This is a genomic window from Bacillus sp. CD3-5 (assembly GCF_006349665.1).
In the GTDB taxonomy this organism is placed as follows: Bacteria; Bacillota; Bacilli; order Bacillales; family Bacillaceae_G; genus Bacillus_A; species Bacillus_A paranthracis.
In genome coordinates, this window is record NZ_VEPX01000003.1 from 278,908 (window position 1) to 305,467 (window position 26,560).

29 protein-coding genes are annotated in these 26,560 nt (G+C 34.7%); 8 read left to right on the forward strand and 21 right to left on the reverse strand.

Annotation, left to right across the window (positions count from 1 at the left end; translation table 11 throughout):
• The 3 genes from pdhC to pdhA all read right to left on the reverse strand — a co-directional run bounded on the left by pdhC (nucleotide 1) and on the right by pdhA (nucleotide 3,479).
• The gene (gene pdhC, locus FH036_RS08910) at nucleotides 1-1,290 is read right to left on the reverse strand and encodes a pyruvate dehydrogenase complex dihydrolipoyllysine-residue acetyltransferase (protein WP_000863427.1); all 1,290 of its coding nucleotides are present in this window, start codon (nucleotides 1,288-1,290) and stop codon (nucleotides 1-3) included.
• A 92-nt stretch (nucleotides 1,291-1,382) separates the two neighbouring features.
• Nucleotides 1,383-2,360: a pyruvate dehydrogenase complex E1 component subunit beta gene (gene pdhB / locus FH036_RS08915; RefSeq protein ID WP_000068166.1), complete on the reverse strand. Its 978-nt coding sequence runs from the start codon at nucleotides 2,358-2,360 to the stop codon at nucleotides 1,383-1,385.
• A gap of 3 nt (nucleotides 2,361-2,363) precedes the next feature.
• Nucleotides 2,364-3,479: a pyruvate dehydrogenase E1 component subunit alpha gene (gene pdhA / locus FH036_RS08920; protein ID WP_000536893.1), complete on the reverse strand. Its 1,116-nt coding sequence runs from the start codon at nucleotides 3,477-3,479 to the stop codon at nucleotides 2,364-2,366.
• Nucleotides 3,480-3,992: 513 nt separating this feature from the next.
• Between pdhA and FH036_RS08925 the strand changes: the two genes are divergently transcribed.
• Together FH036_RS08925 and def are read left to right on the forward strand one after the other, a co-directional pair.
• Nucleotides 3,993-4,139 (forward strand): YjcZ family sporulation protein, encoded by a 147-nt coding sequence (locus FH036_RS08925; RefSeq protein WP_000274562.1) that lies wholly within the window; start codon nucleotides 3,993-3,995, stop codon nucleotides 4,137-4,139.
• Between the two features lie 147 nt (nucleotides 4,140-4,286).
• A complete protein-coding gene (def, locus tag FH036_RS08930) occupies nucleotides 4,287-4,841 on the forward strand; it encodes a peptide deformylase (protein WP_000957059.1) in 555 nt (184 codons plus the stop codon).
• Between the two features lie 60 nt (nucleotides 4,842-4,901).
• Here def and FH036_RS08935 read toward each other — a convergent pair whose 3' ends face one another.
• A complete protein-coding gene (locus FH036_RS08935) occupies nucleotides 4,902-5,675 on the reverse strand; it encodes a Cof-type HAD-IIB family hydrolase (protein WP_000998290.1) in 774 nt (257 codons plus the stop codon).
• 547 nt (nucleotides 5,676-6,222) lie between these two features.
• Between FH036_RS08935 and FH036_RS08945 the strand changes: the two genes are divergently transcribed.
• A complete protein-coding gene (locus FH036_RS08945; RefSeq protein ID WP_000576444.1) occupies nucleotides 6,223-6,435 on the forward strand; it encodes a DNA-dependent RNA polymerase subunit epsilon in 213 nt (70 codons plus the stop codon).
• Between the two features lie 4 nt (nucleotides 6,436-6,439).
• A complete protein-coding gene (rnjA, locus tag FH036_RS08950) occupies nucleotides 6,440-8,107 on the forward strand; it encodes a ribonuclease J1 (RefSeq protein WP_000670368.1) in 1,668 nt (555 codons plus the stop codon).
• Nucleotides 8,108-8,145: 38 nt separating this feature from the next.
• On the opposite strand, the gene FH036_RS08955 is transcribed toward rnjA, so the two are convergent.
• The 10 genes from FH036_RS08955 to FH036_RS08995 form a co-directional block, all read right to left on the reverse strand.
• Nucleotides 8,146-8,811: a potassium channel family protein gene (locus FH036_RS08955; protein WP_000504032.1), complete on the reverse strand. Its 666-nt coding sequence runs from the start codon at nucleotides 8,809-8,811 to the stop codon at nucleotides 8,146-8,148.
• A gap of 83 nt (nucleotides 8,812-8,894) precedes the next feature.
• Nucleotides 8,895-9,761 carry a hypothetical protein gene (locus FH036_RS08960; protein ID WP_001167329.1) on the reverse strand — a complete coding sequence of 289 codons (867 nt, stop codon included), beginning with the start codon at nucleotides 9,759-9,761 and terminating at the stop codon, nucleotides 8,895-8,897.
• A 241-nt stretch (nucleotides 9,762-10,002) separates the two neighbouring features.
• Nucleotides 10,003-11,133, reverse strand: coding sequence for an N-acetyldiaminopimelate deacetylase (locus FH036_RS08965; protein ID WP_000301165.1), 1,131 nt, complete (start codon nucleotides 11,131-11,133; stop codon nucleotides 10,003-10,005).
• Between the two features lie 61 nt (nucleotides 11,134-11,194).
• Nucleotides 11,195-11,917, reverse strand: a complete 723-nt coding sequence (gene dapD / locus FH036_RS08970) for a 2,3,4,5-tetrahydropyridine-2,6-dicarboxylate N-acetyltransferase (protein ID WP_000783248.1) — start codon at nucleotides 11,915-11,917, stop codon at nucleotides 11,195-11,197.
• 71 nt (nucleotides 11,918-11,988) lie between these two features.
• On the reverse strand, nucleotides 11,989-12,873 hold the full coding sequence (locus tag FH036_RS08975) for a transcriptional regulator CcpC (protein WP_001984809.1): 885 nt from the start codon (nucleotides 12,871-12,873) through the stop codon (nucleotides 11,989-11,991).
• Nucleotides 12,874-13,015: 142 nt separating this feature from the next.
• Nucleotides 13,016-13,459 carry a cyclic-di-AMP-binding protein CbpB gene (cbpB, locus tag FH036_RS08980; RefSeq protein WP_000623566.1) on the reverse strand — a complete coding sequence of 148 codons (444 nt, stop codon included), beginning with the start codon at nucleotides 13,457-13,459 and terminating at the stop codon, nucleotides 13,016-13,018.
• A gap of 170 nt (nucleotides 13,460-13,629) precedes the next feature.
• The gene (gene abbA, locus FH036_RS08985; RefSeq protein WP_000817794.1) at nucleotides 13,630-13,821 is read right to left on the reverse strand and encodes an antirepressor AbbA; all 192 of its coding nucleotides are present in this window, start codon (nucleotides 13,819-13,821) and stop codon (nucleotides 13,630-13,632) included.
• A 107-nt stretch (nucleotides 13,822-13,928) separates the two neighbouring features.
• Nucleotides 13,929-14,447, reverse strand: a complete 519-nt coding sequence (locus FH036_RS08990) for a ribonuclease H-like YkuK family protein (RefSeq protein ID WP_000896652.1) — start codon at nucleotides 14,445-14,447, stop codon at nucleotides 13,929-13,931.
• A 74-nt stretch (nucleotides 14,448-14,521) separates the two neighbouring features.
• Nucleotides 14,522-14,671 carry a hypothetical protein gene (locus FH036_RS27055; protein ID WP_000440537.1) on the reverse strand — a complete coding sequence of 50 codons (150 nt, stop codon included), beginning with the start codon at nucleotides 14,669-14,671 and terminating at the stop codon, nucleotides 14,522-14,524.
• Between the two features lie 214 nt (nucleotides 14,672-14,885).
• Complete coding sequence (locus tag FH036_RS08995) at nucleotides 14,886-15,122, reverse strand: YkuJ family protein (RefSeq protein WP_000055151.1); 237 nt, start codon at nucleotides 15,120-15,122, stop codon at nucleotides 14,886-14,888.
• Nucleotides 15,123-15,355: 233 nt separating this feature from the next.
• Here FH036_RS08995 and FH036_RS09000 point away from each other — a divergent pair, with 233 nt between their 5' ends.
• On the forward strand, nucleotides 15,356-15,592 hold the full coding sequence (locus tag FH036_RS09000; RefSeq protein ID WP_000717880.1) for a glutaredoxin family protein: 237 nt from the start codon (nucleotides 15,356-15,358) through the stop codon (nucleotides 15,590-15,592).
• 109 nt (nucleotides 15,593-15,701) lie between these two features.
• On the opposite strand, the gene FH036_RS09005 is transcribed toward FH036_RS09000, so the two are convergent.
• From FH036_RS09005 to fadH, 3 genes are all read right to left on the reverse strand, one after another.
• Nucleotides 15,702-16,190 (reverse strand): DUF3993 domain-containing protein, encoded by a 489-nt coding sequence (locus FH036_RS09005; RefSeq protein ID WP_001233819.1) that lies wholly within the window; start codon nucleotides 16,188-16,190, stop codon nucleotides 15,702-15,704.
• Nucleotides 16,191-16,372: 182 nt separating this feature from the next.
• Complete coding sequence (locus FH036_RS09010) at nucleotides 16,373-17,590, reverse strand: EAL domain-containing protein (RefSeq protein WP_000564304.1); 1,218 nt, start codon at nucleotides 17,588-17,590, stop codon at nucleotides 16,373-16,375.
• Between the two features lie 225 nt (nucleotides 17,591-17,815).
• On the reverse strand, nucleotides 17,816-18,580 hold the full coding sequence (gene fadH, locus FH036_RS09015; RefSeq protein ID WP_000660918.1) for a 2,4-dienoyl-CoA reductase: 765 nt from the start codon (nucleotides 18,578-18,580) through the stop codon (nucleotides 17,816-17,818).
• Nucleotides 18,581-18,822: 242 nt separating this feature from the next.
• Here fadH and FH036_RS09020 point away from each other — a divergent pair, with 242 nt between their 5' ends.
• Both FH036_RS09020 and FH036_RS09025 read left to right on the forward strand, forming a co-directional pair.
• Nucleotides 18,823-19,680: a metallophosphoesterase gene (locus FH036_RS09020; RefSeq protein WP_000724516.1), complete on the forward strand. Its 858-nt coding sequence runs from the start codon at nucleotides 18,823-18,825 to the stop codon at nucleotides 19,678-19,680.
• A gap of 97 nt (nucleotides 19,681-19,777) precedes the next feature.
• Complete coding sequence (locus FH036_RS09025) at nucleotides 19,778-20,014, forward strand: hypothetical protein (protein WP_000283744.1); 237 nt, start codon at nucleotides 19,778-19,780, stop codon at nucleotides 20,012-20,014.
• Nucleotides 20,015-20,173: 159 nt separating this feature from the next.
• Here FH036_RS09025 and FH036_RS09030 read toward each other — a convergent pair whose 3' ends face one another.
• Together FH036_RS09030 and ppx are read right to left on the reverse strand one after the other, a co-directional pair.
• Entirely contained in the window at nucleotides 20,174-22,282 is a 2,109-nt protein-coding gene (locus FH036_RS09030) for a polyphosphate kinase (protein WP_139895614.1), read from the reverse strand.
• Nucleotides 22,283-22,389: 107 nt separating this feature from the next.
• Nucleotides 22,390-23,928 (reverse strand): exopolyphosphatase, encoded by a 1,539-nt coding sequence (ppx, locus tag FH036_RS09035; protein ID WP_044790721.1) that lies wholly within the window; start codon nucleotides 23,926-23,928, stop codon nucleotides 22,390-22,392.
• 177 nt (nucleotides 23,929-24,105) lie between these two features.
• Here ppx and FH036_RS09040 point away from each other — a divergent pair, with 177 nt between their 5' ends.
• A complete protein-coding gene (locus FH036_RS09040; protein WP_000804868.1) occupies nucleotides 24,106-24,564 on the forward strand; it encodes a YkyB family protein in 459 nt (152 codons plus the stop codon).
• Nucleotides 24,565-24,595: 31 nt separating this feature from the next.
• Here FH036_RS09040 and FH036_RS09045 read toward each other — a convergent pair whose 3' ends face one another.
• Together FH036_RS09045 and FH036_RS09050 are read right to left on the reverse strand one after the other, a co-directional pair.
• Entirely contained in the window at nucleotides 24,596-25,258 is a 663-nt protein-coding gene (locus FH036_RS09045) for a YkyA family protein (protein ID WP_000922491.1), read from the reverse strand.
• A gap of 649 nt (nucleotides 25,259-25,907) precedes the next feature.
• The gene (locus FH036_RS09050) at nucleotides 25,908-26,549 is read right to left on the reverse strand and encodes a diguanylate cyclase domain-containing protein (RefSeq protein WP_000680841.1); all 642 of its coding nucleotides are present in this window, start codon (nucleotides 26,547-26,549) and stop codon (nucleotides 25,908-25,910) included.
• Nucleotides 26,550-26,560: the final 11 nt, after the last annotated feature.

The following is a 26,560-nucleotide window of genomic DNA, read 5'->3' on the forward strand; positions in this document are numbered from 1 at the left end:
TTACGCCTCCATTACTAATAATTGTGGGTCATTCAATAGACGTTTAATTTGGTTTAATGCTTTTTGAGCAGTTGCGCCGTCAATTAAACGATGGTCAAAGCTTAGAGATAATGCTAATACTGGAGCTGCAACGATCTCACCGTTTTTCACAACTGGTTTCTCAGCGATACGGCCGATACCAAGGATTGCTACTTCTGGGTGATTGATAACTGGAGTGAACCATTGTCCACCTGCAGAACCAATGTTTGTAATTGTGCAAGAAGCGCCTTTCATTTCAGCAGGAGCTAAACGACCTTCACGTGCTTTACCAGCAAGATCATTGATCTCGTTAGAAATTGTGAAGATAGACTTGCGATCTGTATCTTTAACAACTGGTACTAATAGACCTTTGTCTGTATCAGCTGCGATACCGATGTTGAAGTAATGTTTATGAACTACTTCTTGAGAAGCATCATCTAAAGAAGTGTTTAACATTGGATATTCACGTAATGCAGATGTTAAAGCTTTAACAACGTATGGAAGGTAAGTTAATTTAATACCTTTGTCAGCTGCAACAGCTTTGAACTTCTTACGGTGAGCAACAAGTTCAGTTACATCTACTTCATCCATTAATGTTACGTGAGGAGCTGTATGTTTAGAGTTAACCATTGCTTTCGCAATTGCTTTACGGATACCACTCATTTTCTCACGAGTTTCTGGATATTCACCAGCTGGGATTGGTTGTGCTTTTGGTGCTTCTTCTTTCGCTGCTGCTGGAGTAGCTTCTACTGCTGCTGGAGCCTCAGTTGCTGCTACCGCTTGTCCACCATTTGCAAATGCATCGATGTCAGCTTTTACGATACGACCGTTCTTACCAGAACCAGCTACTTTATGAATGTCTACGCCGTTTTCACGAGCATATTTACGAACAGATGGCATAGCGATTACGCGCTCATTTACTACTTCTGCAGTTGCTGCTGGAGTAGCTTCAGCTTTAGGAGCTTCTTCTTTTGCTTCTTCAGCTTTAGGAGCTTCGTCATGATCGTCGCCTTTAAATTTAAGGTTTTCGTATCCAGGAGCATCAAATTTAATTAATGTATCTCCAACTACTGCAACCGTACCTTCTTCTACAAGTACTTCAAGTACTTTACCTTTAACAGGAGAAGGAATTTCTACTACTGCTTTATCATTTTGTACTTCAAGAAGTACGTCGTCTTCGTTTACTTCGTCGCCTGGTTTAATAAACCATTTTACGATTTCACCTTCGTGGATACCTTCACCGATATCTGGTAGTTTAAATTCAAATGCCACGGAATTCAGCCCCCTGATTCATTTCTTTATTATGGAATATGGCAAAAGAAATCAGCATGTGCTGATTTCTTTTGCACATGAATAAGTAAAAATTAGAAGTTCATTACTTTGTTAACAGCTTCAACAATATCTTTGTGGTTTGGTAACCATACGCTCTCAGCTTGAGAGAATGGGAATACTGTATCAGCAGCTGCAACACGTACAACTGGAGCTTCTAAGTTTAAAATTGCACGGTCGTTAATTTCCGCTACAACGTTAGCTGCAATACCAGCTTGTTTTTGAGCTTCTTGAACTACAACTACGCGGCCTGTTTTTTCAACAGAAGCGATGATTGTTTCGATATCTAATGGTTGAACTGTACGTAAGTCAACAACTTCTAAAGAGATACCTTCTTTTTCAAGTTCTTCAGCAGCTTTTAATGCAGCGTGAACCATAGCACCGTAAGCGATAACAGATACATCTGTACCTTCACGTTTGATGTCAGCTTTGCCTAAATCAATTGTGTATTCGCCTTCTGGTACATCTTGACGGAATGAACGGTACAATTTCATATGCTCTAAGTAGATAACTGGATCGTTGTCACGAATCGCAGAGATTAAAAGACCTTTTGCATCGTATGGAGTAGATGGAATAACAACTTTTAGACCAGGTTGTTGAGCCACTAAACCTTCTAAGCTATCAGCATGTAGTTCAGGAGTATGAACACCACCACCGAATGGAGAACGAACTGTTACTGGAGCAGTCCAACGTCCACCAGAACGGTAACGCATACGAGCTAATTGACCAGAAATTGAATCCATTACTTCATAAACGAAACCGAAGAATTGGATTTCTGGAACTGGACGGAATCCTTCAAGTGCAAGTCCAACTGCAAGTCCACCAATACCAGACTCTGCAAGTGGAGTATCCATTACACGGTCTTCACCGAATTCAGCTTGTAAACCTTCAGTAGCACGGAATACACCGCCGTTTACACCAACGTCTTCACCAAACACAAGTACGTTAGGGTCATTTTTCATTTCAACGCGTAAAGCATCAGTGATTGCTTGAATCATTGTCATTTGAGCCATGGCTTACTTCGACTCCTTTTCTTTGTAAATTTCATATTGTTCAGCTAAGTTGTAAGGCATTTTTTCGTACATGATTTCCATTAAATCAGTAACTTTTTGTTTTGGAGCTTGGTCAGCCTTAGCAATTGCTTGTTTGATATCTTCTTTTGCTTCTTCGATTACTTTCTCTTCAACTTCTTGTGACCATAGGCCTTTGTTTTCTAAGAATGCACGGAAGCGTACGATTGGATCTTTTTGTTCCCATTCGTTCTCGATATCTTTTGTACGGTAACGAGTTGGATCATCACCAGCCATTGTATGTGGACCGTAACGGAATGTTAAAGTCTCGATTAAAGTAGGACCTTCGCCATTTACTGCACGCTCACGAGCGAAAGCAGTTGCTGCGTATACAGCTAATGGATCCATACCGTCTACTTGAATTCCGTAAATACCTGCTGCTACTGCTTTTTGTGCTACAGTTTTAGCTGCAGATTGCTTTTCTACTGGAGTAGAGATTGCATAACGGTTGTTTTGTACAACGAAGATTGCTGGAGCTTTGAATGCGCCCGCAAAGTTCATACCTTCATAGAAGTCACCTTGTGAAGCACCACCGTCACCAGTGTAAGTAATTGCAACAGATTTTTTACCACGTAATTTCATACCTAACGCAACACCAGCAGTTTGGATGATTTGCGCACCGATGATGATTTGTGGAGCAAGTGCATTTACGTTCTCAGGCATTTGGTTACCCATGAAATGTCCACGAGAGAATAAGAATGCTTGGTATAATGGTAAACCGTGCCATACTAATTGTGGCACATCACGATATCCTGGTAAGATGAAATCTTCTGCTTCAAGTGCGAAATGACTTGCTAATTGAGAAGCCTCTTGTCCAGCTGTTGGTGCGTAGAAACCTAAACGTCCTTGACGGTTTAAAGAAATAGAACGTTGATCTAGTACGCGAGTATACACCATACGGCGCATTAATTCTTTTAATTGATCATCAGATAATTCAGGCATAGCTGCTTCATTCACAACTTCGCCTTTTTCATTTAAAATTTGTAATGTTTCAAATTGAGCTGCGATAGCTTTCATTTGCTCATCAACATTAAATAGGGTCTTTTTTGTTTTAGTACCCATTCCGTTCACCTCTTCCTCTCTTGAACCATATTCTGAAACGCTTTCACTACCTATTAGCTAGATGGAAACCGCAACAATGTAAACCAACAAATTTATTTGTCGGTTGAGAATAATTTTGTGTACCTAACAATCTGTACTAATGTTTTTTCAGAAACATATTAATACAATCTTGATCACGTTTTTTAGTTTACAACTATTCTAATTACGATGTCAATTACTTTGAATACGTTTTTTTATAAATAATCTGCAGGTTTCTCCCACACAAACGTGTTTTTATTTTTCACATCTGTATTAGTAAGCATTAACCTACTGTTATATTATTCCCTTTTTAACTTGTTTTTTCTCTTAGAATAATATGTAAACGATTTAATTCCCTTTAGTTTTTCTCTCTTCTTAGCAAAAATATACAAACTCTTCTTCCTTTTATAGGTAATTACCCATACATTTCTACTCTTCCCTCCATACATTATAGTAACCGCAGTATTAGCGGGAAATGATAAAGGAGGTCATCTCATGTACGGATATTCATATTGCTATCCAACTTGTTCATATCCTTCCTACGGTTATGGCGGTTCTTGTGGTGGGTCTGGACGCGGCTTCGCCTTAATCGTTGTGTTGTTTATTCTTTTAATTATCGTTGGTGCTGCTTGCATTCGCTAATGTAAAAATGAAACAACTATGGAAAGAAAGAGACGGCTCTGCCGTCTCTTTCTTTTTATTCCTACATAACCGATCTATCTTCCCCTTACTTGCCGATGACTTTTTCCATCTCCTTTGGTAGACTAAAAGGGAAAGGAGAGATTACATATGCTTACAATGAAAGATGTAATTCGCGAAGGAGATCCTATTTTGCGAAACGTTGCAGAAGAGGTAGTACTACCAGCGAGCGAAGAAGATACAAATACTCTTAAAGAAATGATTGAATTTGTAATAAATAGCCAAGATCCTGAAATGGCTGAAAAATATAGTTTACGCCCTGGAATCGGATTAGCGGCTCCGCAAATCGGTATTTCAAAAAGAATGATTGCGGTTCATGTAACAGATACGGACGGTACGTTATATAGTCATGCATTATTCAATCCAAAAATCATTAGCCATTCTGTTGAACGTACATATTTACAAAGTGGTGAAGGCTGTCTATCAGTAGACCGTGAAGTACCTGGTTATGTCCCTCGTTATACAAGAATTACAGTGAAAGCAACTTCTATTAACGGCGAAGAAGTAAAATTACGTTTAAAAGGGTTACCAGCAATTGTATTTCAACATGAAATTGACCATTTAAATGGTGTTATGTTCTATGACCATATTAATAAAGAAAATCCATTTGCCGCTCCTGACGATTCAAAACCTCTGGAGCGATAGTAAAAAAGGCGGAATATACTCTTCCGCCTTTTTACTATATGAAATAGATTCCATATTCACTTATAGCAATCCAGCCCATTTTAAACCGTGATATATACCGTCTTCACTAACATCCTTTGTCACATGATTTGCAAGTTTTTTCAAGTCTTCATGCCCATTCCCCATCACAATACCTGTCCCAACTGCTTCAATCATTTCTAAATCATTTAAGCCATCCCCAAATGCATACACTTGTTCACGGTTAAATCCTAGCTTTTCAATGAATTTCTCAATCCCTTTTGCCTTAGAACCACCATTTGGAATAATATCCATTGAATACGCATGCCAGCGAATAAAATGAAAGTCTGGGTACTGATTTATAAACTTTTCTTCTTCATTTACTTCACAGAAAAGAAGTGTTTGATAAATATTACGCTTCTCATAAAAATCAGGTTCATATGCCGGATGCTCAAAATGTAAACTTCCAAAACCTTCTTTCACATAATCATGATATTCCACTGATGCTCTCATTTGTTGATGATCAAGATATACAAGTGGATATCCTTCTTGTTTTGCAAACTGAGTAAACTTATGTAGAGCAGCTGGATGTAATGGGTTATTAAATACTACCTCATCTTCAAATACAACGTACTGTCCATTAAAGCTAACATAATTGTGGATATTAAGTTCCTTACGAATATCTTCGAACATAAATGGCGCACGTCCTGTCGCAATTGCTACATGCACGCCTTTTTCTTGTAACTGCCTTACTGCGTCTCGCGTAGATTGCGGAATCTTCTTATCATGATCTAATAATGTTCCATCAATATCAAAAAAGACAATTTTATCATTCATTTGTCAAAATCCTTTCTGTTACTCTATATTCCTATTTTGATTATCGCTTTTCAAATGCTAAAAAAAAGTATAACATATTAAACATCTGTGAAGAAAGCGTTCACTTTCTGACCTTATTTATGAAACCTGCATATATATATTAGTAAAAAATGTGGATACTTGTTCGTATGAATTTTCTTTTCTATTCTTTCTCATACTATAGCTATAACTAACGGCTACTAATCGTTACTATAGAATAACTTTCTCTGTATGAGAAAAGACAAGATTCAACATTCACTTTTATCCTCTTTCTTATATCAGAGACGGCGTTTTCACTAGTAATATGCATGTTTAAAATAAGGAAAGGAAGGAGTAATCATGCTGAAGAAGCTGAAGAAAAAGCTGAAGCGTTATTTAAAAGATCTAGTCCGTAAAAAGACGATCGCTTAAATTGTGCCCATTTCGGGCTTTTTCTTCATTCTCATTCGAAAAAACATGAAAATCGTGACTGTTTGCTTTATAATAAGTAACAGATAATGCAAAACATAGACAAGGAGAGGTTTTCCAAATGATTTTTAAAGTATTTTATCAAGAAAAAATGACTGAGGTTCCAGTACGTGAAAATACAAAAGTTTTATATTTAGAGGCTACGTCTGAGAAGGATGTTCGTACAAAATTAAATAAGTTCGCATATAATATCGAATTCGTTCAGTCTGTTACTGGCAATCATCTTGAATATGAAAAAGAAAACGCTGATTTAACATTAGCGGAAATCGTATAGCCATATGAAATTTCTAAAGAATGATCAAGCAGCCGTTTTTGCTTTAGGTGGTCTTGGTGAAATCGGTAAAAATACATATGCTGTTCAATTTCAAGATGAAATTATTATAATTGACGCTGGAATTAAGTTTCCAGAAGACGAACTCCTCGGAATCGATTATGTAATACCAGATTACACTTATTTTGTGCGAAACGAAGATAAAATTAAAGGGCTATTCATTACACATGGTCACGAAGATCATATCGGTGGAATTCCTTACTTATTACGTCAAGTGAACATTCCGATTTATGGCGGAAAATTAGCAATTGCACTAATCAAAAACAAATTAGAAGAGCACGGATTACTTCGTAAAGCCAAGCTTTATGAAATTCAAGAAGATGATGTTATTAAATTTAAAAAGACATCTGTTTCCTTCTTCCGTACAACTCACAGTATCCCAGATTCATACGGAGTTGTTGTGAAAACACCTCAAGGACAAGTAGTTCATACTGGAGATTTCAAATTTGACTTCACACCGGTTGGTGAACCAGCGGACTTAACAAAAATGGCTGAAATCGGAAAAGACGGTGTACTTTGTCTCTTATCTGACAGTACAAACAGTGAAGTTCCAAACTTTACAATGTCTGAGCGCCGTGTTGGTGATAGTATTCAAGATATTTTCCGCAAAGTAGAAGGTCGTATTATCTTCGCAACCTTTGCATCAAATATCCATCGCTTGCAACAAGTCGTTGAAGCGGCTGTTGAAAACAATCGTAAAGTGGCTGTATTTGGCCGAAGTATGGAGGCAGCGATTGAAATCGGACAAAACCTCGGTTATATTCGCTGTCCGAAAGATACATTCATAGATGCATCTCAATTAAATCGTCTACCGGCTAATAAAGTTGTTATTTTATGTACAGGTAGTCAAGGGGAGCCAATGGCAGCACTTTCACGTATTGCTAATGGTACCCATCGTCAAATTCAAATTATTCCTGGCGACACAGTTGTGTTCTCTTCTTCACCAATCCCTGGTAATACAATTAGTGTAAGCCGTACAATTAATATGTTGTACCGTGCTGGTGCTGATGTAATCCACGGAAAACTGTCAAACATTCATACGAGTGGACACGGTGGACAAGAAGAACAAAAACTAATGCTTCGTCTAATTAAACCGAAGTATTTCATGCCAATTCATGGTGAATATCGTATGCAACGTATGCATATGAAATTAGCAAATGATTGTGGTATTCCAGAAGAAAACTGTTTCATTATGGATAATGGTGATGTTCTTGCCTTACGTTCAGATGAAGCAAGTGTAGCTGGTAAAATACCATCTGGATCTGTTTATATTGACGGAAATGGTATTGGAGATATCGGTAATATCGTATTACGCGATCGTCGTATCCTTTCTGAAGAAGGACTTGTCATTGTCGTTGTAAGCATTGATATGAAAGAATTTAAAGTTGCAGCAGGGCCTGATATTATCTCACGTGGTTTCGTTTATATGCGCGAAAGTAGTGATTTAATTAATGATGCTCAAACATTAATTACAACTCATTTAGAAAAAGTAATGGAACGTAAAACAACACAATGGTCTGAAATTAAAAATGAAATTACAGATACATTAGCACCATTCCTATATGAGAAAACGAAACGTCGCCCAATGATTTTACCAATCATTATGGAGATATAAGAAAAAGGACAATACCTTTATGGTATTGTCCTTTTCTCTTATCTTAAAAAGTGCTTGAAACGATCTACTTCATCGTCATGACCAATTACAATTAATATATCTCCCGCTTGAATGTTTTCCGTAGCTCGAGGGGATACAATAACTTCTTTACCACGTTTAATCGCTACAATATTCAATCCAAACTTCGCACGAATATCTAATTCGATTAAAGAATGACCATCAATTTTTTTATTTGCAATAATCTCTACAATGCTATGCTCATCTGAAAGCTCAAGATAGTCTAACACATTACTTGATGCAATATTATTTGCAATCCTTTTTCCCATATCACGCTCTGGGTGCACAATGTGATCTGCTCCTATTTTACTTAATACTTTTTCATGGTAATCATTTTGAGCTTTTACAGTAATATTTTTTACACCTAACTCTTTCAGAATTAACGTTGTTAAAATACTTGAATTTAAATTGTCTCCAATCGCAACGACTACATGATCAAAATTACGAATACCAAGACTTTTTAATACCATCTCATCTGTTGAATCTGCAATTACAGCATGTGAAGCTATATTTGCAAACTCATTAATTTTATCCTCATCTGAGTCAATTGCCATTACTTCCATACCTAATTGAGCAAGTTCCCGACAAATACTTCCACCAAAACGCCCAAGCCCAATGACAGCAAATTCTTTCTCTTTTTCACCCACAAGAATTCCTCCAATAACATCGAATACTATGTATTTTTATTGTAACATACTTTAGATTTGCTACAAAAACCTGTATATCATTCTTATTTTTGTTTTTGCATATAAAAATACTGTTGTAAATAAAATGCGATACTGAAAATTAACATACCAAATACAAATATGTTTCCAAATGAACTAAACGTTTCAAAAACGAATAATAACGTTTCTTGTCCGAAGAAAGCAAATAATAGTTGTGTAAATGCGAATAGCAATGCCAATATATAATGGTGTTGATGGAATAAATAATGCGTTGCACCTAAAAAAGCGATAAACGAAAGAATGAAAATCCACCAATTTTCTAAAAACAGTTGCCAATTCGTAAATTGATATCCATTTACTAATATCGCAATAATTGCTATAACCGCCATCGTTGGCACACTCCATAACAATGCACGCCCTCTAAAGAAATGCGTACCTTTTACATCTCCCTTTTCATTTGCAATGTATGTTAGCACGACAGTACTTATATACAACACAGAGAGAATTGTTAAAACAATTATGAGCCAAAAATGCAACTGATAATATTCATGTTCTATATTCGTCACGATAGCAGCTAGCATACACGGTATTAGCATTCCCGTCCAACCATCTACTTTTCTCTCATTCCAAAATACCGTATTACCAATACGAATTCCTAATAGCATAAAAATAATGATACCTAGTACAAATAATGTAGTCTTATTTCCTACTAAGCTCGTTGAAAAAGCAATTAATCCAATAAATAAAAAAAGAACAAACCCATTCATAATTTCTAGTACAGGTGATAAATACCTTTTCACCCAGTTGTATGTCTCTTCATATTCATTATTATTCGCTAAACGGTAGGCATAAAAACTTATCCCAAAATAAACCGCCGCAATAATAACATATGTATATAAAACAAAACATAAAATCGCACTGCTGATCTGCACGTAATTCCCCACCCTTTTTTCTACGTTTCACCTTGATTTTACACACTTTCCACACGAATTGTAAACATATATAAGCTAGTTAACTAATCATCTTCTCAATAAGCGATAACGAATAATGAGCAGCGGCTCAAAACCACTGCTCATTATTTTATCCATTTGTATGCCGATGTGTATTCAAAACAAATATAAAAGATGTTTTCACCTTGGAACTAACAAATACCCACCAAGTTGGCGAGCAAATTTACTTTCTAGTTCCCTTCCACTTTACATATTGATCTAAAAATACGATAGCTTTCTCAATAGCCTCTTCATCTGGCTTTAATTTTGCATGATGTAAACCATATTCTGAATTTACCCCAAGCCAAAACATAAATCCAGGAATCTCTTGAAGCATATAACCAAAATCTTCACCTGTCATTGCCTCAGTACATGTAATTACTTTCATATCAGTTTGTTCACTTACAAATTGCATAAACTCTCTCGTTAATGCTTCATGGTTGTATACTTGGTGATACATCGCTCCGTAGTCAATAACCGCTTCACATTGGAAGGAAGCTTCTATACCTGCAACAATTGCCTCAATTCTACTTTTCACACGACTCATTGATTCCACTGATAACGTTCGAATCGTTCCTTCTAACCGAGACTTTTCTGCTATGATATTTTGAACTGTACCGCCTGTTATTTTTCCGATTGTAATTACTGCACTATCAAGTGGGTTTACATTACGACTAATAACAGACTGAAGCTGTGTAACAAGGTGACTAGCTGCGACAATCATATCATTTGCAGTATGAGGATAAGCTGCATGTCCACCTTTCCCCTTTAAATCAACATATAACTCTGATGTATTTGCAAATAATAGCCCCTCTTTTGTAGCAATTGTCCCTACAGGGTATTCAGGTGCAATATGAAGGCCGAGAATAATATTCGGCTTCCATTCTTTTAACTCTTCACTCTCTAACATAGGAAGAGCCCCTCCAGGCCCTTCTTCAGCTGGTTGGAATAGAAATACAAGGTCATCATCTATTCTTTCTGTTACAGCTGCTGTTAGGAGGCCTAAACCGATTGTCGTATGTAAGTCATGTCCACATGCATGCATCATTCCTTCATGAACAGAAGCGAACTCATATCCAGTTTCCTCTGTAATTGGTAAACCGTCTATATCTGCGCGATAACCTATAACTTTTTCTGGATTTTTTCCCTTTACTTTAACAATGACACCCGTTCTCCATACTTTCACTTCCACATGTTCATTCGAAAGCGTTCCTATGTAATCTAAAATATACTGCTGTGTTTTCCACTCTTTAAATCCAATTTCCGGTATTTTATGTAAGTCTCTACGAATTTGAACGAATTTGCTTACTGCCATTTTTGCACCTCTATCTATAAAAAGCGTAAGAGCCTGTTTATGCTCTTACGCTTTTTTGTTTTTATTTCTCTGGGTTTAATTGACGAAGCTCTTGTTTAATTTCAGTTTTTGCTTTTGTCTTCTCATCAATCTCTTTAATTACACGTGCTGGAGTACCTGCAACAACTGTATATGGAGGTACATCTTCTGTTACAACAGCTCCTGCTGCTACAACTGCACCTTTACCTACTGTAACTCCCTCTAACACAACTACGTTAGCACCAATAACAACATCGTCTTCAACGATAACTGGTTTTGCTGAAGGTGGCTCAATAACACCTGCAAGTACTGCGCCTGCACCTACGTGACAGTTCTTACCAACAGTTGCACGTCCACCAAGTACCGCGTTCATGTCGATCATAGACCCTTCACCAATTACAGCACCGATATTAATTGTTGCATTCATCATAATAACAGCGTTGTCGCCGATTTCAACGTGGTCACGAATAATCGCACCTGGCTCAATACGAGCTTTAATACCTTTTAAATCAAGCATTGGAATTGCAGAATTACGACGGTCATTTTCAACAACGTAATCAACAATGTACTTGCTATTTTCATCTAGAATCGTCTTAATTTCAGACCATTCTCCAAATAATACACCAGACTTTTTATTTACAAATGCTTGTACCGTTTCAGGGAATGTTACTTCTTTTAAATCCCCTTTTATGTATACCTTTACAGGAGTTTTCTTTTCACTTTTTTGAATAAACGAAATAATTTCGTTAGCGTCCATCATTTTCATTCTTGTTGCCTCCTAAATCCATTTATAATGTTACTCTACCAAACGATAGGGCGAGTAGCAAGATAATAATCCTATTTTTCCATTTGAATTTCTTCTATAATTTCTAAAAATGCTTGTACTTGCTTCAATTGTCTAGCTGATTCACTCGTCAATAACCATGTTTCTCTCGTTAATTGGACAGGTGTTTTATACATATTTTCCTGTACTTCTTTTAAAACAGTAGAAGGTAAAAGAGCATAACCTATACCATTTAAAACGAGTTGTTTGCAAGTCTCAATTTGATCAACGACAATTGTTCTCTTAGGTGGATTAGAAAATAAACCATACCACCAATTCTGTATCTGTCCATAATAAGTCGAATCACTTTTAAATTGAATAAATGGTCTATTTGTTTCTTTTAACATCGAAATATCTTTTATTTCTTTATCCACTAAATAAAGTTCATCTTCAAATAATTGTTGCTTCTGGCCTTTATATTCTTGTGTTCCTCTCAATATAGCAACATGCACGTCTCCTTCATAAAATTGCTTTTGCACCTCACTACTCCAGCCAGTAAACAGCGATATTTTTACAGAAGGATATTTATGTACAAACTTCTTCAAAACAGGAGGAAGCCAATATTGACCAATAACTGATGCGACAGCTATTTTTAACGTCCCATGAGTTTCTGTTCTAAAAACAGCTAGTTCACTTTTAATATCCTCTTCCCTTTGTAGCATTTCTTTTGCGTAATTTGCAACTTTTTCCCCTTCAGGTGTAATTGTCAATCCTTTTTGAGAGCGAATAAAAAACTTCATTCCCCATTGTTTCTCCATAGATTGTAATCGTTGACTAAGCGCAGGTTGTGAAACAAATAAACGTTCCGCCGCTTTTCTCATATTTGATTCCTGTGCTAACACAACCATCATTTGAAAATCATCAATTTGCAACTTTCTCCCTCTTTCCTTAGCTTCCATACACCTTATCTCAATAAGCTTTTCATCCGTAATTTAACTACATACGCTTATATTTTTTATCTTTTTAAATATAATACATACACAACTGATATGCACGAAAAAAAAGTGACTTCTTCGGTTCTATGAAGTCACTTTTCTCACATTATCGATTATGTTGCCTTACTTTTTTATTCAACAATTTTAAAATCGCTCGACGTGTTAAAATCCCCTCAAAATACCCATCTTCATTGACAGCGCAAATAAATGGATGATCAATAGTCATTTCTAATGCTTTTGCAAACGAATCTTCTAACTTAAGAACCGGGATATCTTTCTTCATTACTTGCTCTACTTTCATTTCGTCAAGTCTTTCAAACTCAATGCGTTCTAGCCCTAACATACCGTCTAAAATCATAGCAGTACTAATTAACCCATGCAATTTGTACATCGGGTCCAAAACAGGTATCGCCGAATATCCAGATTTCACAAGTACGAGTAAAGCATGCTCTAAACCATTCCCTATTTGGACATGTGCTACTTTTTCTGATGAAATCATTAAATCTTTTACAAAAATTTGTTGAAACTCGTCTTTTGGAATACTAATCATATTACATCCCCCATTTTCCCTTTTTCCTGCTTATAATTACCGGCTCTATTCACATTTTATGACAGCGTTTTCATATTATTATTTTGTCCTTACATTCTTTCAGTAAAAAACAAAATTACACAGCTATTTTAGCATATAACACAAAAAAAAGACTACCATTCCGGTAGCGCTTAATACCCTTTATTTTTTAATCTGTAAAATAACCTTGTGATTTTTTTATATTGCATCACGTCTGTCTTTTTTAAACCATTCTCGATATCTGTAAGTTCCACAGCTAAAATTTCACTCGCATAATTTTGCTGAAATAAAATATCTAGTAACAAACTTTCCTCTTCTTCTGTTAAAACAAATTCCCTTTTCATATACCCCTCTCCTTATACTCGCATCGTTACCATTATTATATAAAATTTTCAGCCTATTTAATAGATGTAATATTCAGTTTTTAGTGAAAGAAATATATAAATTGTTTTTATTTCGTATATCGATTTGCATAACTAAACGCCGCATAAGCATCTGGCTTAATTTTTGCAGTTAATCCCATCGCTTGAATTTTCGCTGTCATATCTAGAATAAATTCTTTTGTTAAACCATCATTTCCGATATCTAAGTGAATCTCCATTATAAAACCAGCCCCATCTTGAGCATATGGATGCAATAAATCCCATATTGTTTGTATATGATTAGGAGTAAATAGGCATGCAATTTCTTGACTAAACTGCGTCTCTAAATATATTTTCTCACGTAAAGTTTCTGGCTTATCTTTTACTGATTGATGGTGTAAACACCCCCAGGCTCCTTTTCCAACGCGATGAATATGAATTGCCGTAATAAACCTCGTATCCTTTTGATGTGCTTGTGAGTCTGTCCCAATGGATAAACGATATAAATTTCGCGGATCCTTTTTAATGAAATTACAAATACGGGTAAAGACCATATCAAAATTTAAATGTCTCTCTGAAACATTATAAAATTTATGTTCACCGGCCACATAGTCACGTCCTTTCAATTAGACAGACTTTTCGTATTCTCATTGTATGGGACAAAAACAAAAATTATAACTCCCTACCCTTTATTCGTTTCAATATTCCGAATTACATAATGGCAAACTTGGCACGTATAAATTACGTTTTGATTCGATTGAGCCGTTAGTACATGAATAATCTCAGCAGAATTGTGACAATTAGGACAAATCACAACTGGTAAACGTTCCATATAACACACCTCCTCACTATTTTCATCCCGCTATTTACTACCCGTCCTCAATTGGTGATGGATAATAAGCTGTATAATATGACGAAGAAACCCTACTAATTACACTTTCACTTTATTACCATTGTAGGAAAAATGAAAAATCCTTATACATATATACTAAAAGTAATAGAACTAAAAAAGGTGCTGCCCTATGGCAACACCTTTTTTATATGTATCAAGAAATGATATCGTAAATCTCAATTGCAACCATGTCGATATTATCGAATTGATACACTTGAGGTTTTTCACCTTGTTGATACACTTCTAACTCATACATTTCACTTTTATCGAAAAATTTCACGCTACATTTGCGCTCACCGTTCACTTCAAAATAGCGTTGTGCTACTTCACCGCTTTCAGCTTGTTCTTGTAGACTAACAAGTCGAGTTAAAATTCCTTGGAGTAGAGACATGAAATCTCTCCTTTCTCTGATCTTCCTACCAATAGGTTTTACAGCTATACTCATTCTATCCGTCATAACAGAAAAAATGTTCCACACTCTAGGATAAAGGTTATTGGCCAGAAACTCAACTAAAAATTTGTCGAAATACGAAGGAAAAAACAGAAAGAACATCTTTTCCCTTCTTTATTGCGATTTTTATACTGGAAGAATATAATAAAAAACAGTAAAAAGGAGGAATTGCAATGAAAAAAATTGAGGTTTACACACAACCTGATTGTCCGCCATGTGTTATTGTGAAAGAATTTTTAAAGCATAATAACGTTGTATACGAAGAGTTTGACGTAAAAAAAGACGCCGCTGCTCGCAATCGTCTTTTATATGACTATGATTCTTATTCAACTCCGACGGTTGTAATTGATGGAGAAGTTGTTGCTGGTTTTCAAATTGAAAAATTACAACAACTTCTTAATATAGAATAGGAATAGGTAAAGACCTATTCCTATTTTTATCCCGATATATTTTGGAAGTATGCATCTGATTGTGGCAAGTTCATATTAAACGGGATATGCCCCTGATTAAAGTTTCACTTTATAATTGTTGTAACCTTTTTATTTCAGTTAAAAGTTCTTGACTTTCATGATATCCAGCCAATTTCCATTTCCCTTGATCTCTTTGCAATGTTATAATTTGATATTGTCCACTTTTCGCCCGCTCATAAACATATAAAATTTTATGCTCTTCATCATATGACATTTTCGTTTCCGAATTAAAAGAAAATGGCGCTTCTTTTGCTGGAAGTAAATATTCACCACTTTGTTTATCACTTCTACTATTTTCATCTGTAAATACTTGAAGGAAATTCTCTGTAAAATATGGTGATAACGTTTCTATCATCTTATTCATCGGCAAACGCTTCCCACGAATTGAAAATTGGCTTTCATAGCCTTTTTGTATCGTTACAAACACTTCTTTCCGATCGACTTTCACTTCCTCTTTTCCTAAAACAGTTGTAACACTATAACCAACTAGAAAGGCAACGCATACAAATAGAACTAACCATATTCCATATTTTCTCATTTTTTCACCTTCCTTTTAAGAAAACTTGTCTTTGTAGTATTCATTGTAACAATGATTATGCAAAGAAAGGGCTGGTTTCGTTCGTAAAATCTTTACAACGATAGACAGCATTTTCGGCACCATTTTCACTATTACCAATTTATGATAAAAACAAACAAAAAATGCACGAATCTCTTCGTGCATTAAAATAAAACATCTTCTTCATATAAATATTCATACGATAAATCTATAAATAAAAAGTTCTCATCATCAATCGGGAAAGAAAATGTTCGTACCATCTCACCGGTTTCAATATCAGCATATAAATCTGAAAGTCTTGCCTTATTCTCAAAACGCATTTTCATAATATTCTCTAGAAAATACGGGCGCCAACTCCAGTTCTTCATATAATACTCAGGCATCACAATCCATTCCCCATCTTTTTTCATAACGTTTCCTGATTGTTGGAAACCATCTTCGTTACAAATAAATATACGAAAACTACATTGTGATACACTTTGGCTAAATTGTAATAACCAATCATTTATATCTTCATTCTTTTTCTGTTTGGCTAAAACATCGCCAATTCGATCACGTAACATTTCTGTTAAATTATAAATCTTTTGTAGTTTTTTCTTCTCATGTTGAATAAATTGATGACACTCATTACCAAGTCGTTCTTTCAAAACGTTCGTTTCAATAAAATCAGGTAAGCATTCTTTTAAATAATTCCCTTGATAGTATCTACCACCGTTTTTCCATGCATATTGTAATTGATAAAAAGCATCTATTTCTTCATATAACAATGTCGCACCAATTCTTCTAGCAAGTAATGATAAAGAATATAAAATATCTTGATAAGATTGTAAAAGTGCAGTTTGCCTTAAATTTGTTAAATCTACTTTTAAAATGTCAGGTGCTAACACGCTAATACGTTCTAAATTACTTGTACCTGTTCCGACTTTATTAATCGAAATTTGAATACCATATGTACGATAATACATAAGCAAATGATTAAATTGCTCTATATCTTCTTTACATTCATGTTCTGTAATCTCTAAAACAATGTTTTTCAAATTTAAACCTTGTTTTTCATACATCAATAAAAGTTGAAGCAAACTTTCATCATCATCGTTCATTAATACGTTAGCATTCCGATGTATAAATAATAATAGTTTTTGATCACTTTCTAAATAACGATTTAAAGCCTTTTCTACTATAATGTTATCCGCTTCTAGTTGAAACTCACTTGGAATAGAGTCATCATGAAAGAAAGAAGCTAAACTTTGTATGCCCTCTTCTGTTTGAATACGCCCTACTACTTCATATCCAATTACAGTATGTTCATCAGCACTAAAAATTGCTTGATAATAAGGAAGGACTTTATCCAAGTTACTCATTACATCTAATGCATCTATCAACGTGCTTCCCTCCCTTTACTTTTCAAAAATTATAACATGATATTTACGGAAAAATAATAAAAAATCCCTTCAGTTTTCCTGAAGGGATTAGAGGGGTAAAATGCTAAGGGGAATTAGCAATTCTACTATGAAGAAAAAAGAGGTCTTAAATATAACGTATATATGACCTCTTGTAAACACTTTTCTTTCATATGTCACAATTCCGTCACATTTTTCTTATCCCTTTTAAAATGGATATTGATGTAAATGTTGTCCTCCATCCATTGTCATACAAGTTCCATTTATGTACGCAGCTTCATCTGAACATAAATAATAAGCTAGACCTGCAATTTCTTCTGGCGTACCCAGTCTTCCAAGCGGAACACTTTGTATCGTACGCTTAGCCATTTCTTCTGAAATCCATAATTTATCAGCACCGCCCGTACGTTCAATTGGTCCTGGCGCAATAGCGTTAACTCGGATTCCATATTTACGTCCCCACTCAACAGCGAGTGTCTTCGTCATTGCTAATACTCCAGCCTTCGCTGCAGCCGAATGAATAACTCCCGGACCTGCATCCCACGCATATGTTGCTACCATGTTAATGATATTTCCTTTTATACCTTTTTCAATCCAATATTTTCCGACAGCCTGGCTACAGTAAAATGTACCGTTTAACACAATATTAATAACCGAATTCCAGCCGTTCACGGATAAATCTTCCGCTGGACAAATAAAGTTTCCAGCTGCATTATTTATTAAAATATCAATTCGTCCAAACTTCTCATCAATCTGTTCAATCATTTTCTGAATATCATCCGTATTTCTTACATCCATTTGTACCGGTAATATTTGTCCTGGAAATTGTTCAATTTCCAATTTTGTTTCCTCTAGTTTTTCCTTTGTACGTCCTGTAATAACAACTCGTGCCCCTTCTTTTGCAAAACGGGTCGCCATTCCTTTTCCCATTCCGCTCGATCCACCTGTTACAATAACTACTTTTTCTTTCATATTATATCCCCTCCAAAAATGAATACACATTCATTTTATCATTTTATTTAATAGAAATCTTTATATTTTTAAACTTTTCTGATATTTTAACGTAAAGAGATTTCTTTTTATTCACTTTTTCGTTATCTATACTACTTTTACATGATTTAAAATATATTTTAAAAAAACGAAAGGAGATTTGAGTAACCTGTAAATGTAACGAACACATGTAATATAAGCCAAATAGGTATACTCATATTTTTATGAAGAAAATTACAAGAAGAGATTTTTTAAAAACTGGAATGCGTACTTGCCTATATTCATTTATAACGACTAGTATCGGATACTATTATGCTAAATATATTGAGCCTCATCTGCTCTCTTTTACAGAACATACACTGAAATCACAACTCATCCCAAAAAGCTTTCACGGTATGAAGATTCTTCAATTTAGCGATTTACATCTCGGATACTATTTCTCTCTCCAACATTTATCTCAAATCGTCTCTAAAATTAATGCTGTAAAACCCGACATTGTTCTTTTTACTGGTGATCTCATTGATAATTATCAAACGTATACTGACACTCCTTTCGTTGCATCTATTTTAAAAAATATACAAGCACCCTTCGGTAAATTTTCTATTTATGGTAACCATGATCACGGCGGATATGGAACGGAATACTACGAACACATCATGCGTGAATCTGGATTTGAACTGTTACTAAACAGTGAAAAGAGAATCCGTCTACTGGATAATAGTGAAATTTCAATTTTCGGTCTTGATGATATACTATTAGGCAAACCAAAAATAAAGGAGACACTACAGCGCGCTCGGAAAAACATTTATAACATTGTTCTTGTTCACGAACCAGATATTGCACCGCAAATTGCTACATATCCAGTTAACTTACAACTTTCTGGTCATAGCCATGGCGGACAAGTACAAATCCCTTTTTTAGGCGCTATTATTACCCCAGCACTTGCTAAAAACTATGTAGAAGGTTTCTATACGATCCAAGATTTAGCTCTCTATGTCAATCGCGGCCTTGGCAGAACACGTGTCCCATTCCGATTTATGGCAAAACCTGAAATTACGATTTTCACGCTCCAACATTCGTAATCATTCGCCTATTTTCTTACATATCCTTTCTTGTACGCGCTCATCCACGTTTCATTTACCATATGATAAAAGTGAGTCCAATAAAGGAGGTTTGTTCATGTATCCATATTATCAACCAATCCCAGTCCGTTCAGCACCTATTGGTCCAGTAGGCGACTCACGCTTCTTTCCGTTTTTTGGCGTCCCATTTCTAGCTGGTATTGCTGGTGGACTGCTTGGCGGAGCATTAGCTTTCGGTCCTAGACCGTATTACCCACCATATCCACCACCTTTCCCACCGCCGACACCTTATCCTTGTTATGGCGGACCTTGTCAACAACCATTCTATTATTAATGTACCGCAACAATTCTACTAATGTTATTTCCTTTCTTAACCGATTCATAATCCATTAACATGCTTATAATAAAAAGTATTCTCTCTACGCATCCTTTATAATAAGTAGAGAACAAAGTAAAAAACCTCTTAAAAAAGAGGTTTTTTACTTTGTTCTCATTATTCGGCATCTGTGTTTTGATACGCCATCTTAAATAACTTCACTTGGCTATCAATCTCTTCTGCCCCATTATTAATAACATAATAATAGTCACCGTCTTTATTTTGTTCACGTGTTTTCACATTATCAGCTAAAGTAAGCTGTAAAATCGCCTTAATTCGTGCCTTCATTTCAATATCTAATATCGGGAAAGATATTTCTACACGTTTCTCCATATTTCTTGTCATCCAGTCAGCTGAAGATAAATATATTTTCTCTTCTCCATTATGATGGAAATAATAAATACGGCTATGTTCTAAATATCTCCCGACAACACTAACTACCCGAATATTTTCACTTACATTTGGAATACCAGGTCGTAGGCAGCATGTTCCTCGAACGATGAGCTCTACCTTTACTCCAGCTTGTGATGCTTCATACATTTTTTTAATAAGTGGTTTATCAGTTAATGAATTCATTTTAGCAATGATATATCCATTTCCATATTGCCTATGATAACGAATTTCTTCATCTATTAAATCGATAAATTGCTCTCTTATATCAAATGGCGCAACCGATAAATGATGAAAATGCGGCTTTGTTGTATAACCACTCAAATAATTAAAGAAATTTGTTGCATCGACCCCAAAGTCTTTTCGTGATGTAATATAACCAAAATCAGTATATAGCTTTGCGGTTGCATCATTGTAATTTCCGGTCCCAAGATGTACGAACCTTTCGATTTTTCCGTTTTTTCTTCTTACAACTAGCGTAATTTTACTATGTGTTTTCAAATGACTTACACCGTAAATAACATGACATCCCGCCTGTTCTAATTCTTTAGCCCAATGCACATTATTTTCTTCATCAAATCTTGCCTTTAATTCAACTAATACCGTCACTTGCTTCCCTTTTTCAGCCGCTACCTTTAGCGCCTGAATAATCGGCGAATCCCCACTTACTCGATATAATGTTTGTTTAATTGCAAGTACATTCGGGTCGTCTGCTGCATCACGAACAAAATCAACTACTGGCTGAAACGATTCAAACGGATGATGTAATAAAATATCATGCTCAATTGCTTTTTCAAATACATCTTCCGCATCCCCTAAATCTTGAGGTCGTTGTGGAATAAGAGCCGGATATACTAAATGTTCATATAAAGGCGCTAGTTTTTTATATAAAGAAAATAGACATGTTAAATCTAACGGTCCATCCATTATATACACATCTTCATCTTTTACTTCCAACACTTCATATAATAACGCTAATACTCTTTCATCAATGTGTTCTTTGCCAACTTCTAAACGTACAGCAGCTCCCCACTTACGCTTTTTTAATTCTTTTTCAATTACTTTTAATAAATCTCTCGCACCTTCTTCATGAATCGTTAAATCCGCATTGCGTGTAATACGGAAACGAGTAACAGATGATACTTTATATCCAGTGAATAATTTATGAGTAAAACCACTAATTACATCTTCTAATAAAATAAATTTATACTTTTGCCCTTCACTCGGTAAAAATATGAAACGTTCAAGTAATGAAGGAACTTGTACAATTCCTAACTTCGTGCGGTTTTCTTCCTCCACTTGTTTCTCATCATATAAAAGAGTAGCTAAATTCAAACTTTTATTTAATAACATAGGAAATGGACGATACGCATCGATAGCTACAGGTGTTAAGACTGGGAAAATTTGCTCATCAAAATACTCTTCTATAAATTCTCTTTGTTCTTTCGTCAAATCATGGAATGTTAAACGCTCAATCCCCTCTAGCCCCAACGCTGGCAACACATAATTTTTAAACGTATCATATTGTACAGTCATTAATTCATGGGCCTTTATCGCAATTTTATTTAATTGCTTTTTTGGTGTTAAGCCGGCCTTATTTTCTGGTTGATTAAACCCAGCGCTCACTTGATCCTTCAATCCTGCTACACGTACCATAAAGAATTCATCTAAATTGGAGCTAAAAATGCTAATAAACTTTAATCTTTCTAAAAGCGGATTCATTTCATCCTGTGCTTCTTGTAGTACACGTTCATTAAATGCTAACCAACTTAGTTCTCTATTGTTGTAATAAGCTGTATCATTTAAATTGACTATATTCCCCTTCAACATTTCCATCCTCTTCACACTTCCCTTGAAACTTTTTTACTATAATTTAGTTACTTTCATTTTAACAAATTACAATATTCCAAAGTGTTAATTTTTTGTAAAGACATCCGTACAACTTAGTGTTTTGATTCGAAGAATAAGTTAATATTCGTTTTCAATACTCTTTCCAGCTGCTTTTTTTGTTTTTCAGCTTGCACTTTTTCCGCTAATGCCGATTGCTCACATACAATTTTAAATGTTAATCCTTCTTTACTTTCTGTTATAGATATCGATTCAACAAGCGATCTTTGTCTTATATTTAGAGCTGCTGAAAATTGTAAAACAGCCCCTAATAGGCGAATTTTTTTTTGTTCGTTTTTATCAAACCATCCTTCAAACGGAGACAGATGTTGTTTGAATAACATTTTTGATTTATAAGACGCAATAAGCGCTAATCTAACTCGCTCTTTATGCATCATACCATCAATTGTTTTATTTGCTAATAAATAAAACGTATGTAAACGGCTCGCTTCTTCGTCTATATATTTGCCTATATTAAATACTTTCGCTGCTTGATGGAACACTTCCCAGTCTTTTACTGACATAGAAATCAGCCCTGTTTCTTCAAGCTGTTGACAAATTAATCTTCCATGTTTAATAAGCTGTATTACAAATTCCATGTCCATTTCATATTCATGTGATAATAAATACAAACTTTCTTCGACCACGTTCGGATAATATGAAATCCCCAAATCTTTTGTCAACTCTTCATAGAAAACACCTTCTCTTAATCCTTTTCTACTTAATACAAATGCTGGTGCCTCTATAACATGAACAAGCGTATGAAATACTTCGACTGCGGGAACAATTGTATCCGCTCGATCTTTTGCCAATCCTTCCAATTTTTGAAGTTCTATGAACGACAAGCCTTCCAATTCTTCTTTCACATTTTTAATATCTTCTTCTTTCATCTTGTATAAATGTACTCCTGCTATAGGATAACAAATTAAATTTTGATGAATTTTCACTAAGTTCCTCGCACTACCACCAATTGCAATAAGGGGTAATTTCTTATCAATTAACCATGGTAATGTTCGAAATTGATATTCCAAGTACGTTTGAAGCTTTTCCAACTCTTCTTCAGTAGGTATGTCCCCTTTAATAAATTGTTGCTTTAAAGAAAGTGCCCCAAAAGGAAAGCTATGATACTCTAAAATCTCTCTATTTCGAAAGTATGTAACTTCCGTACTTCCTCCACCAATATCTACTGTAATCCCTTCCGAGAACGAAGTTGAATTCATAACCGCTAAATAGCCGTAACGCGCTTCTTCATATTCTGATAATACTCTAAGAGTAAAGTCTGTTTGTCCTTCAACAAGTTTTTTAATTTCCTCTTGATTCTCAGCCTGCCTAATTGTTGCTGTTGCAACACAAAGTACATGGCGCAACTGATGGAATCGTGTACTTTCTTGAAATTGAAATAATGTTTGTAACAATACCTCTACTCCTTCTTCAATCAACACACCATCGACTAAGTAATTCCTTAACCTTGCAACCACTTTCGTATTTTCAATCTCTTTATAAAAACCTCCGTTTTGCTTTTCATAAATAACTAAACGCATTGTATTAGATCCAATATCTATAATGGCATATTGCTGTTTTAATATTTCTTTCAAACTTCTCACTCTTTCATTATCAAATTTCTAAAACACATTCTATTACTATTATACAAAATAGTTGTTTTTTGTAACAATATTGCTTTAATATTGAAAATATATACAATCACTTTTTGCATATAATAAAAATCGCTTTTACTTATGGTATAATAATGAAAAATTGAAAGGAGATTTAATATGAAACCTTCACAACCACAATCTCAATTACAAAACCAACATTCTATTAATCGACTAGCTCAATCTATTTTTGTTGTGAATCGTCATGCTAAAGCTGCAACTAATCCGAAGTATTTATACTGGTTAAAAAAGACAGCTTTAGAACGCTTAATTACTGAAAAAAAAGCTATTAAAGAAGGATTACATTTCTCTAGAAATCCACGTTTTAGCCAACAACAATCTGATGTTCTTATACGTTTAGGTGATTACTTTTTCCATATTCCTCCTACAAAAGAAGATTTTCGAATCCTACCACATCTCGGTCATCTTGAATCCTCCTATCGAAATCCGAAAACAACCTTATCTTTAACAGTAGCAAAAAAAACACTTCAAGATTATATTGGTCCTGAAGCGCTAAAACAAGAAAAAAAATTAAGTGAACCTGTCCCATGGTATAGTCGTACCTATACAAAAAAATAAAACAGTTTGGCCAATTGTAGGCCAAACTGTTTTATTTTTTCTCTTCTTTAATTTTAATATTTGCCTGTTTATAAAAAGCAATTTTTTCTGTATTATAAGACTTCGTAAATTCATTAAACTTGTCTTTTTCTGATTCAATATCTTTATAAGACTGATTTACTACTTTTACTTTTTCACTAATATCTTTTAATTTCGTACCTTTATCTTGTAACATTGTATATAATTCTTTTTCTTGTTTTAACGATTTATTATAGCTATCATACATTTTGTTAAATGAATCATGTCGTTTCTCATATGTGCTTTTCACTTTATCCGCTTGATCTTTCAATTTCTTATCTTCAATTTTCTTCACATATTTATCTGCCGATTTCACTTCTTCTTGTGCCTTATTTAAAGATTCTTTTTCTTTTTTAAGCACTTTTTCTCGTTCATCTGTATTTTTCACTGCTTGGTTTAGTTTTTCCTTAACAGTTTGATTATTATCTTTTCCTTCTTGAACAATCTGGTTATATAATTCTTGTCCCTCTTTCTCTAAAGTTTCAAGTTTTTTTGCATCTTCAAACATTGTTTTTTCTTGCTTTGCAGCATTTTCAAATGCAACATATAATTCCTCTTCTGGTTTCGGCCCGAAACAACCCGCTAGTAAAGTCATTGATAATGCAGTTACAATTGCTAATTTACTATATTTCAACATCTTTTTCCTCCTACTTATATACGATCATCGTGTAAAAAGCTATGAAATTATATAACCTTCTATAAACTCCACACTCGCACCTTTTTCACGAAAATCATTCATATTGTTTATAATGCTTGTACAAATTGTATTACTTGAAATTACATTTTCCGTTTTCGAACTAAATAGCAGTTTCATATCCATCTTTTACTTGGAACTTTTTAAAACCTATTCATACTATGTATTACATAAAAGTACAACGGAATTCATCACAACCATAATAATTTGAAGAACAACAGTAATTATTCACCTGATAAAAGATGTTCGTTGTTCTCACACGTCTATCATTCTATCATTCCCTTTCCCGCTTTCTATCAAATAATCTCTTCGTTCATTTTACACAGTATAAATGCTATCTTGCAACAACTTACAATTATTCTTGCCATTCCCTAAAAAGGAAAAGTGTAGAGTATGCTTTCCTCTACACTTTTAAAATGAAACACATTGTGCAAAATGCATTGACACATCCATCATAATTATATGCCTATTTCATATATTTTTAAAGACTTTTATTACAAAAAAAGTTCTTTTTGTAATAAAAGTCAAAAAAATGTTACAATCAAAACTTCTTCATATCATATTTCTTCAAATCAAAATTCCACTTATTTTTTTACAAATTTCTATGTTGGTACAATTGATTTTGTGCCTTTCTTAACAATTCTTCAAACGTTTTTCCTTCTATAGGATAACTAGCAGCCCCAAATAATAGAGTCATACTTAACAAACCATTTTCTATTTCACTTTCAATATTTTTCATTAATCGGTTTGTTATTGTCGACTTTTCATGTCCTTTATCAATCGCCACAATCACATACTTATTTTCATCCCACTTCGTAACGACATCGCCTTTACGAATTGTCTTTACAATCGTGCTCTCCAATTTTTGTACTAACACCTCCAATTTTTTTTCTTGCACTGTTTCTTTTAGTCCTTTCCATTCTTTCACAGAAAGAATGTACACTGTAATATTATGAGAATCTCGTTCTGATAAAGCAGCTACTTTCTCAAAAAAATCAACTACAAAATCATTACTTGCCATTCCTCCTACTTCCGTATCCATACGCCCACTCGCTCTTTTATCATACCAATGTCCAAAATAATAGCTGAGTATCATTTGCAATATATAAATAATAAAGACGGTATAAAATGATCGCGAATCCAGTTTTGTAATTACATCCTGAAGCGCAATCCATTCTGTAACTGCCACTGTATTCCCAAGTAATAATCCACTAATTTTCCCTTTATGTTTCATACTTCACCTCC

Excerpts from the sequence above, each read along its gene's own strand:
- pdhB (WP_000068166.1), bottom strand. The coding sequence starts at position 2,360 with ATGGCTCAAATGACAATGATTCAAGCAATCACTGATGCTTTACGCGTT.
- pdhA (WP_000536893.1), bottom strand. The coding sequence starts at position 3,479 with ATGGGTACTAAAACAAAAAAGACCCTATTTAATGTTGATGAGCAAATG.
- FH036_RS08925 (WP_000274562.1), top strand. The coding sequence starts at position 3,993 with ATGTACGGATATTCATATTGCTATCCAACTTGTTCATATCCTTCCTAC.
- def (WP_000957059.1), top strand. The coding sequence starts at position 4,287 with ATGCTTACAATGAAAGATGTAATTCGCGAAGGAGATCCTATTTTGCGA.
- FH036_RS08935 (WP_000998290.1), bottom strand. The coding sequence starts at position 5,675 with ATGAATGATAAAATTGTCTTTTTTGATATTGATGGAACATTATTAGAT.
- FH036_RS08945 (WP_000576444.1), top strand. The coding sequence starts at position 6,223 with ATGATTTTTAAAGTATTTTATCAAGAAAAAATGACTGAGGTTCCAGTA.
- rnjA (WP_000670368.1), top strand. The coding sequence starts at position 6,440 with ATGAAATTTCTAAAGAATGATCAAGCAGCCGTTTTTGCTTTAGGTGGT.
- FH036_RS08965 (WP_000301165.1), bottom strand. The coding sequence starts at position 11,133 with ATGGCAGTAAGCAAATTCGTTCAAATTCGTAGAGACTTACATAAAATA.
- dapD (WP_000783248.1), bottom strand. The coding sequence starts at position 11,917 with ATGAAAATGATGGACGCTAACGAAATTATTTCGTTTATTCAAAAAAGT.
- FH036_RS08975 (WP_001984809.1), bottom strand. The coding sequence starts at position 12,873 with ATGGAAGCTAAGGAAAGAGGGAGAAAGTTGCAAATTGATGATTTTCAA.
- cbpB (WP_000623566.1), bottom strand. The coding sequence starts at position 13,459 with ATGATTAGTATTCCAAAAGACGAGTTTCAACAAATTTTTGTAAAAGAT.
- abbA (WP_000817794.1), bottom strand. The coding sequence starts at position 13,821 with ATGAAAAGGGAATTTGTTTTAACAGAAGAAGAGGAAAGTTTGTTACTA.
- FH036_RS27055 (WP_000440537.1), bottom strand. The coding sequence starts at position 14,671 with ATGGAACGTTTACCAGTTGTGATTTGTCCTAATTGTCACAATTCTGCT.
- FH036_RS08995 (WP_000055151.1), bottom strand. The coding sequence starts at position 15,122 with ATGTCTCTACTCCAAGGAATTTTAACTCGACTTGTTAGTCTACAAGAA.
- FH036_RS09000 (WP_000717880.1), top strand. The coding sequence starts at position 15,356 with ATGAAAAAAATTGAGGTTTACACACAACCTGATTGTCCGCCATGTGTT.
- FH036_RS09005 (WP_001233819.1), bottom strand. The coding sequence starts at position 16,190 with ATGAGAAAATATGGAATATGGTTAGTTCTATTTGTATGCGTTGCCTTT.
- fadH (WP_000660918.1), bottom strand. The coding sequence starts at position 18,580 with ATGAAAGAAAAAGTAGTTATTGTAACAGGTGGATCGAGCGGAATGGGA.
- FH036_RS09020 (WP_000724516.1), top strand. The coding sequence starts at position 18,823 with ATGAAGAAAATTACAAGAAGAGATTTTTTAAAAACTGGAATGCGTACT.
- FH036_RS09025 (WP_000283744.1), top strand. The coding sequence starts at position 19,778 with ATGTATCCATATTATCAACCAATCCCAGTCCGTTCAGCACCTATTGGT.
- FH036_RS09030 (WP_139895614.1), bottom strand. The coding sequence starts at position 22,282 with ATGGAAATGTTGAAGGGGAATATAGTCAATTTAAATGATACAGCTTAT.
- FH036_RS09040 (WP_000804868.1), top strand. The coding sequence starts at position 24,106 with ATGAAACCTTCACAACCACAATCTCAATTACAAAACCAACATTCTATT.
- FH036_RS09045 (WP_000922491.1), bottom strand. The coding sequence starts at position 25,258 with ATGTTGAAATATAGTAAATTAGCAATTGTAACTGCATTATCAATGACT.
- FH036_RS09050 (WP_000680841.1), bottom strand. The coding sequence starts at position 26,549 with ATGAAACATAAAGGGAAAATTAGTGGATTATTACTTGGGAATACAGTG.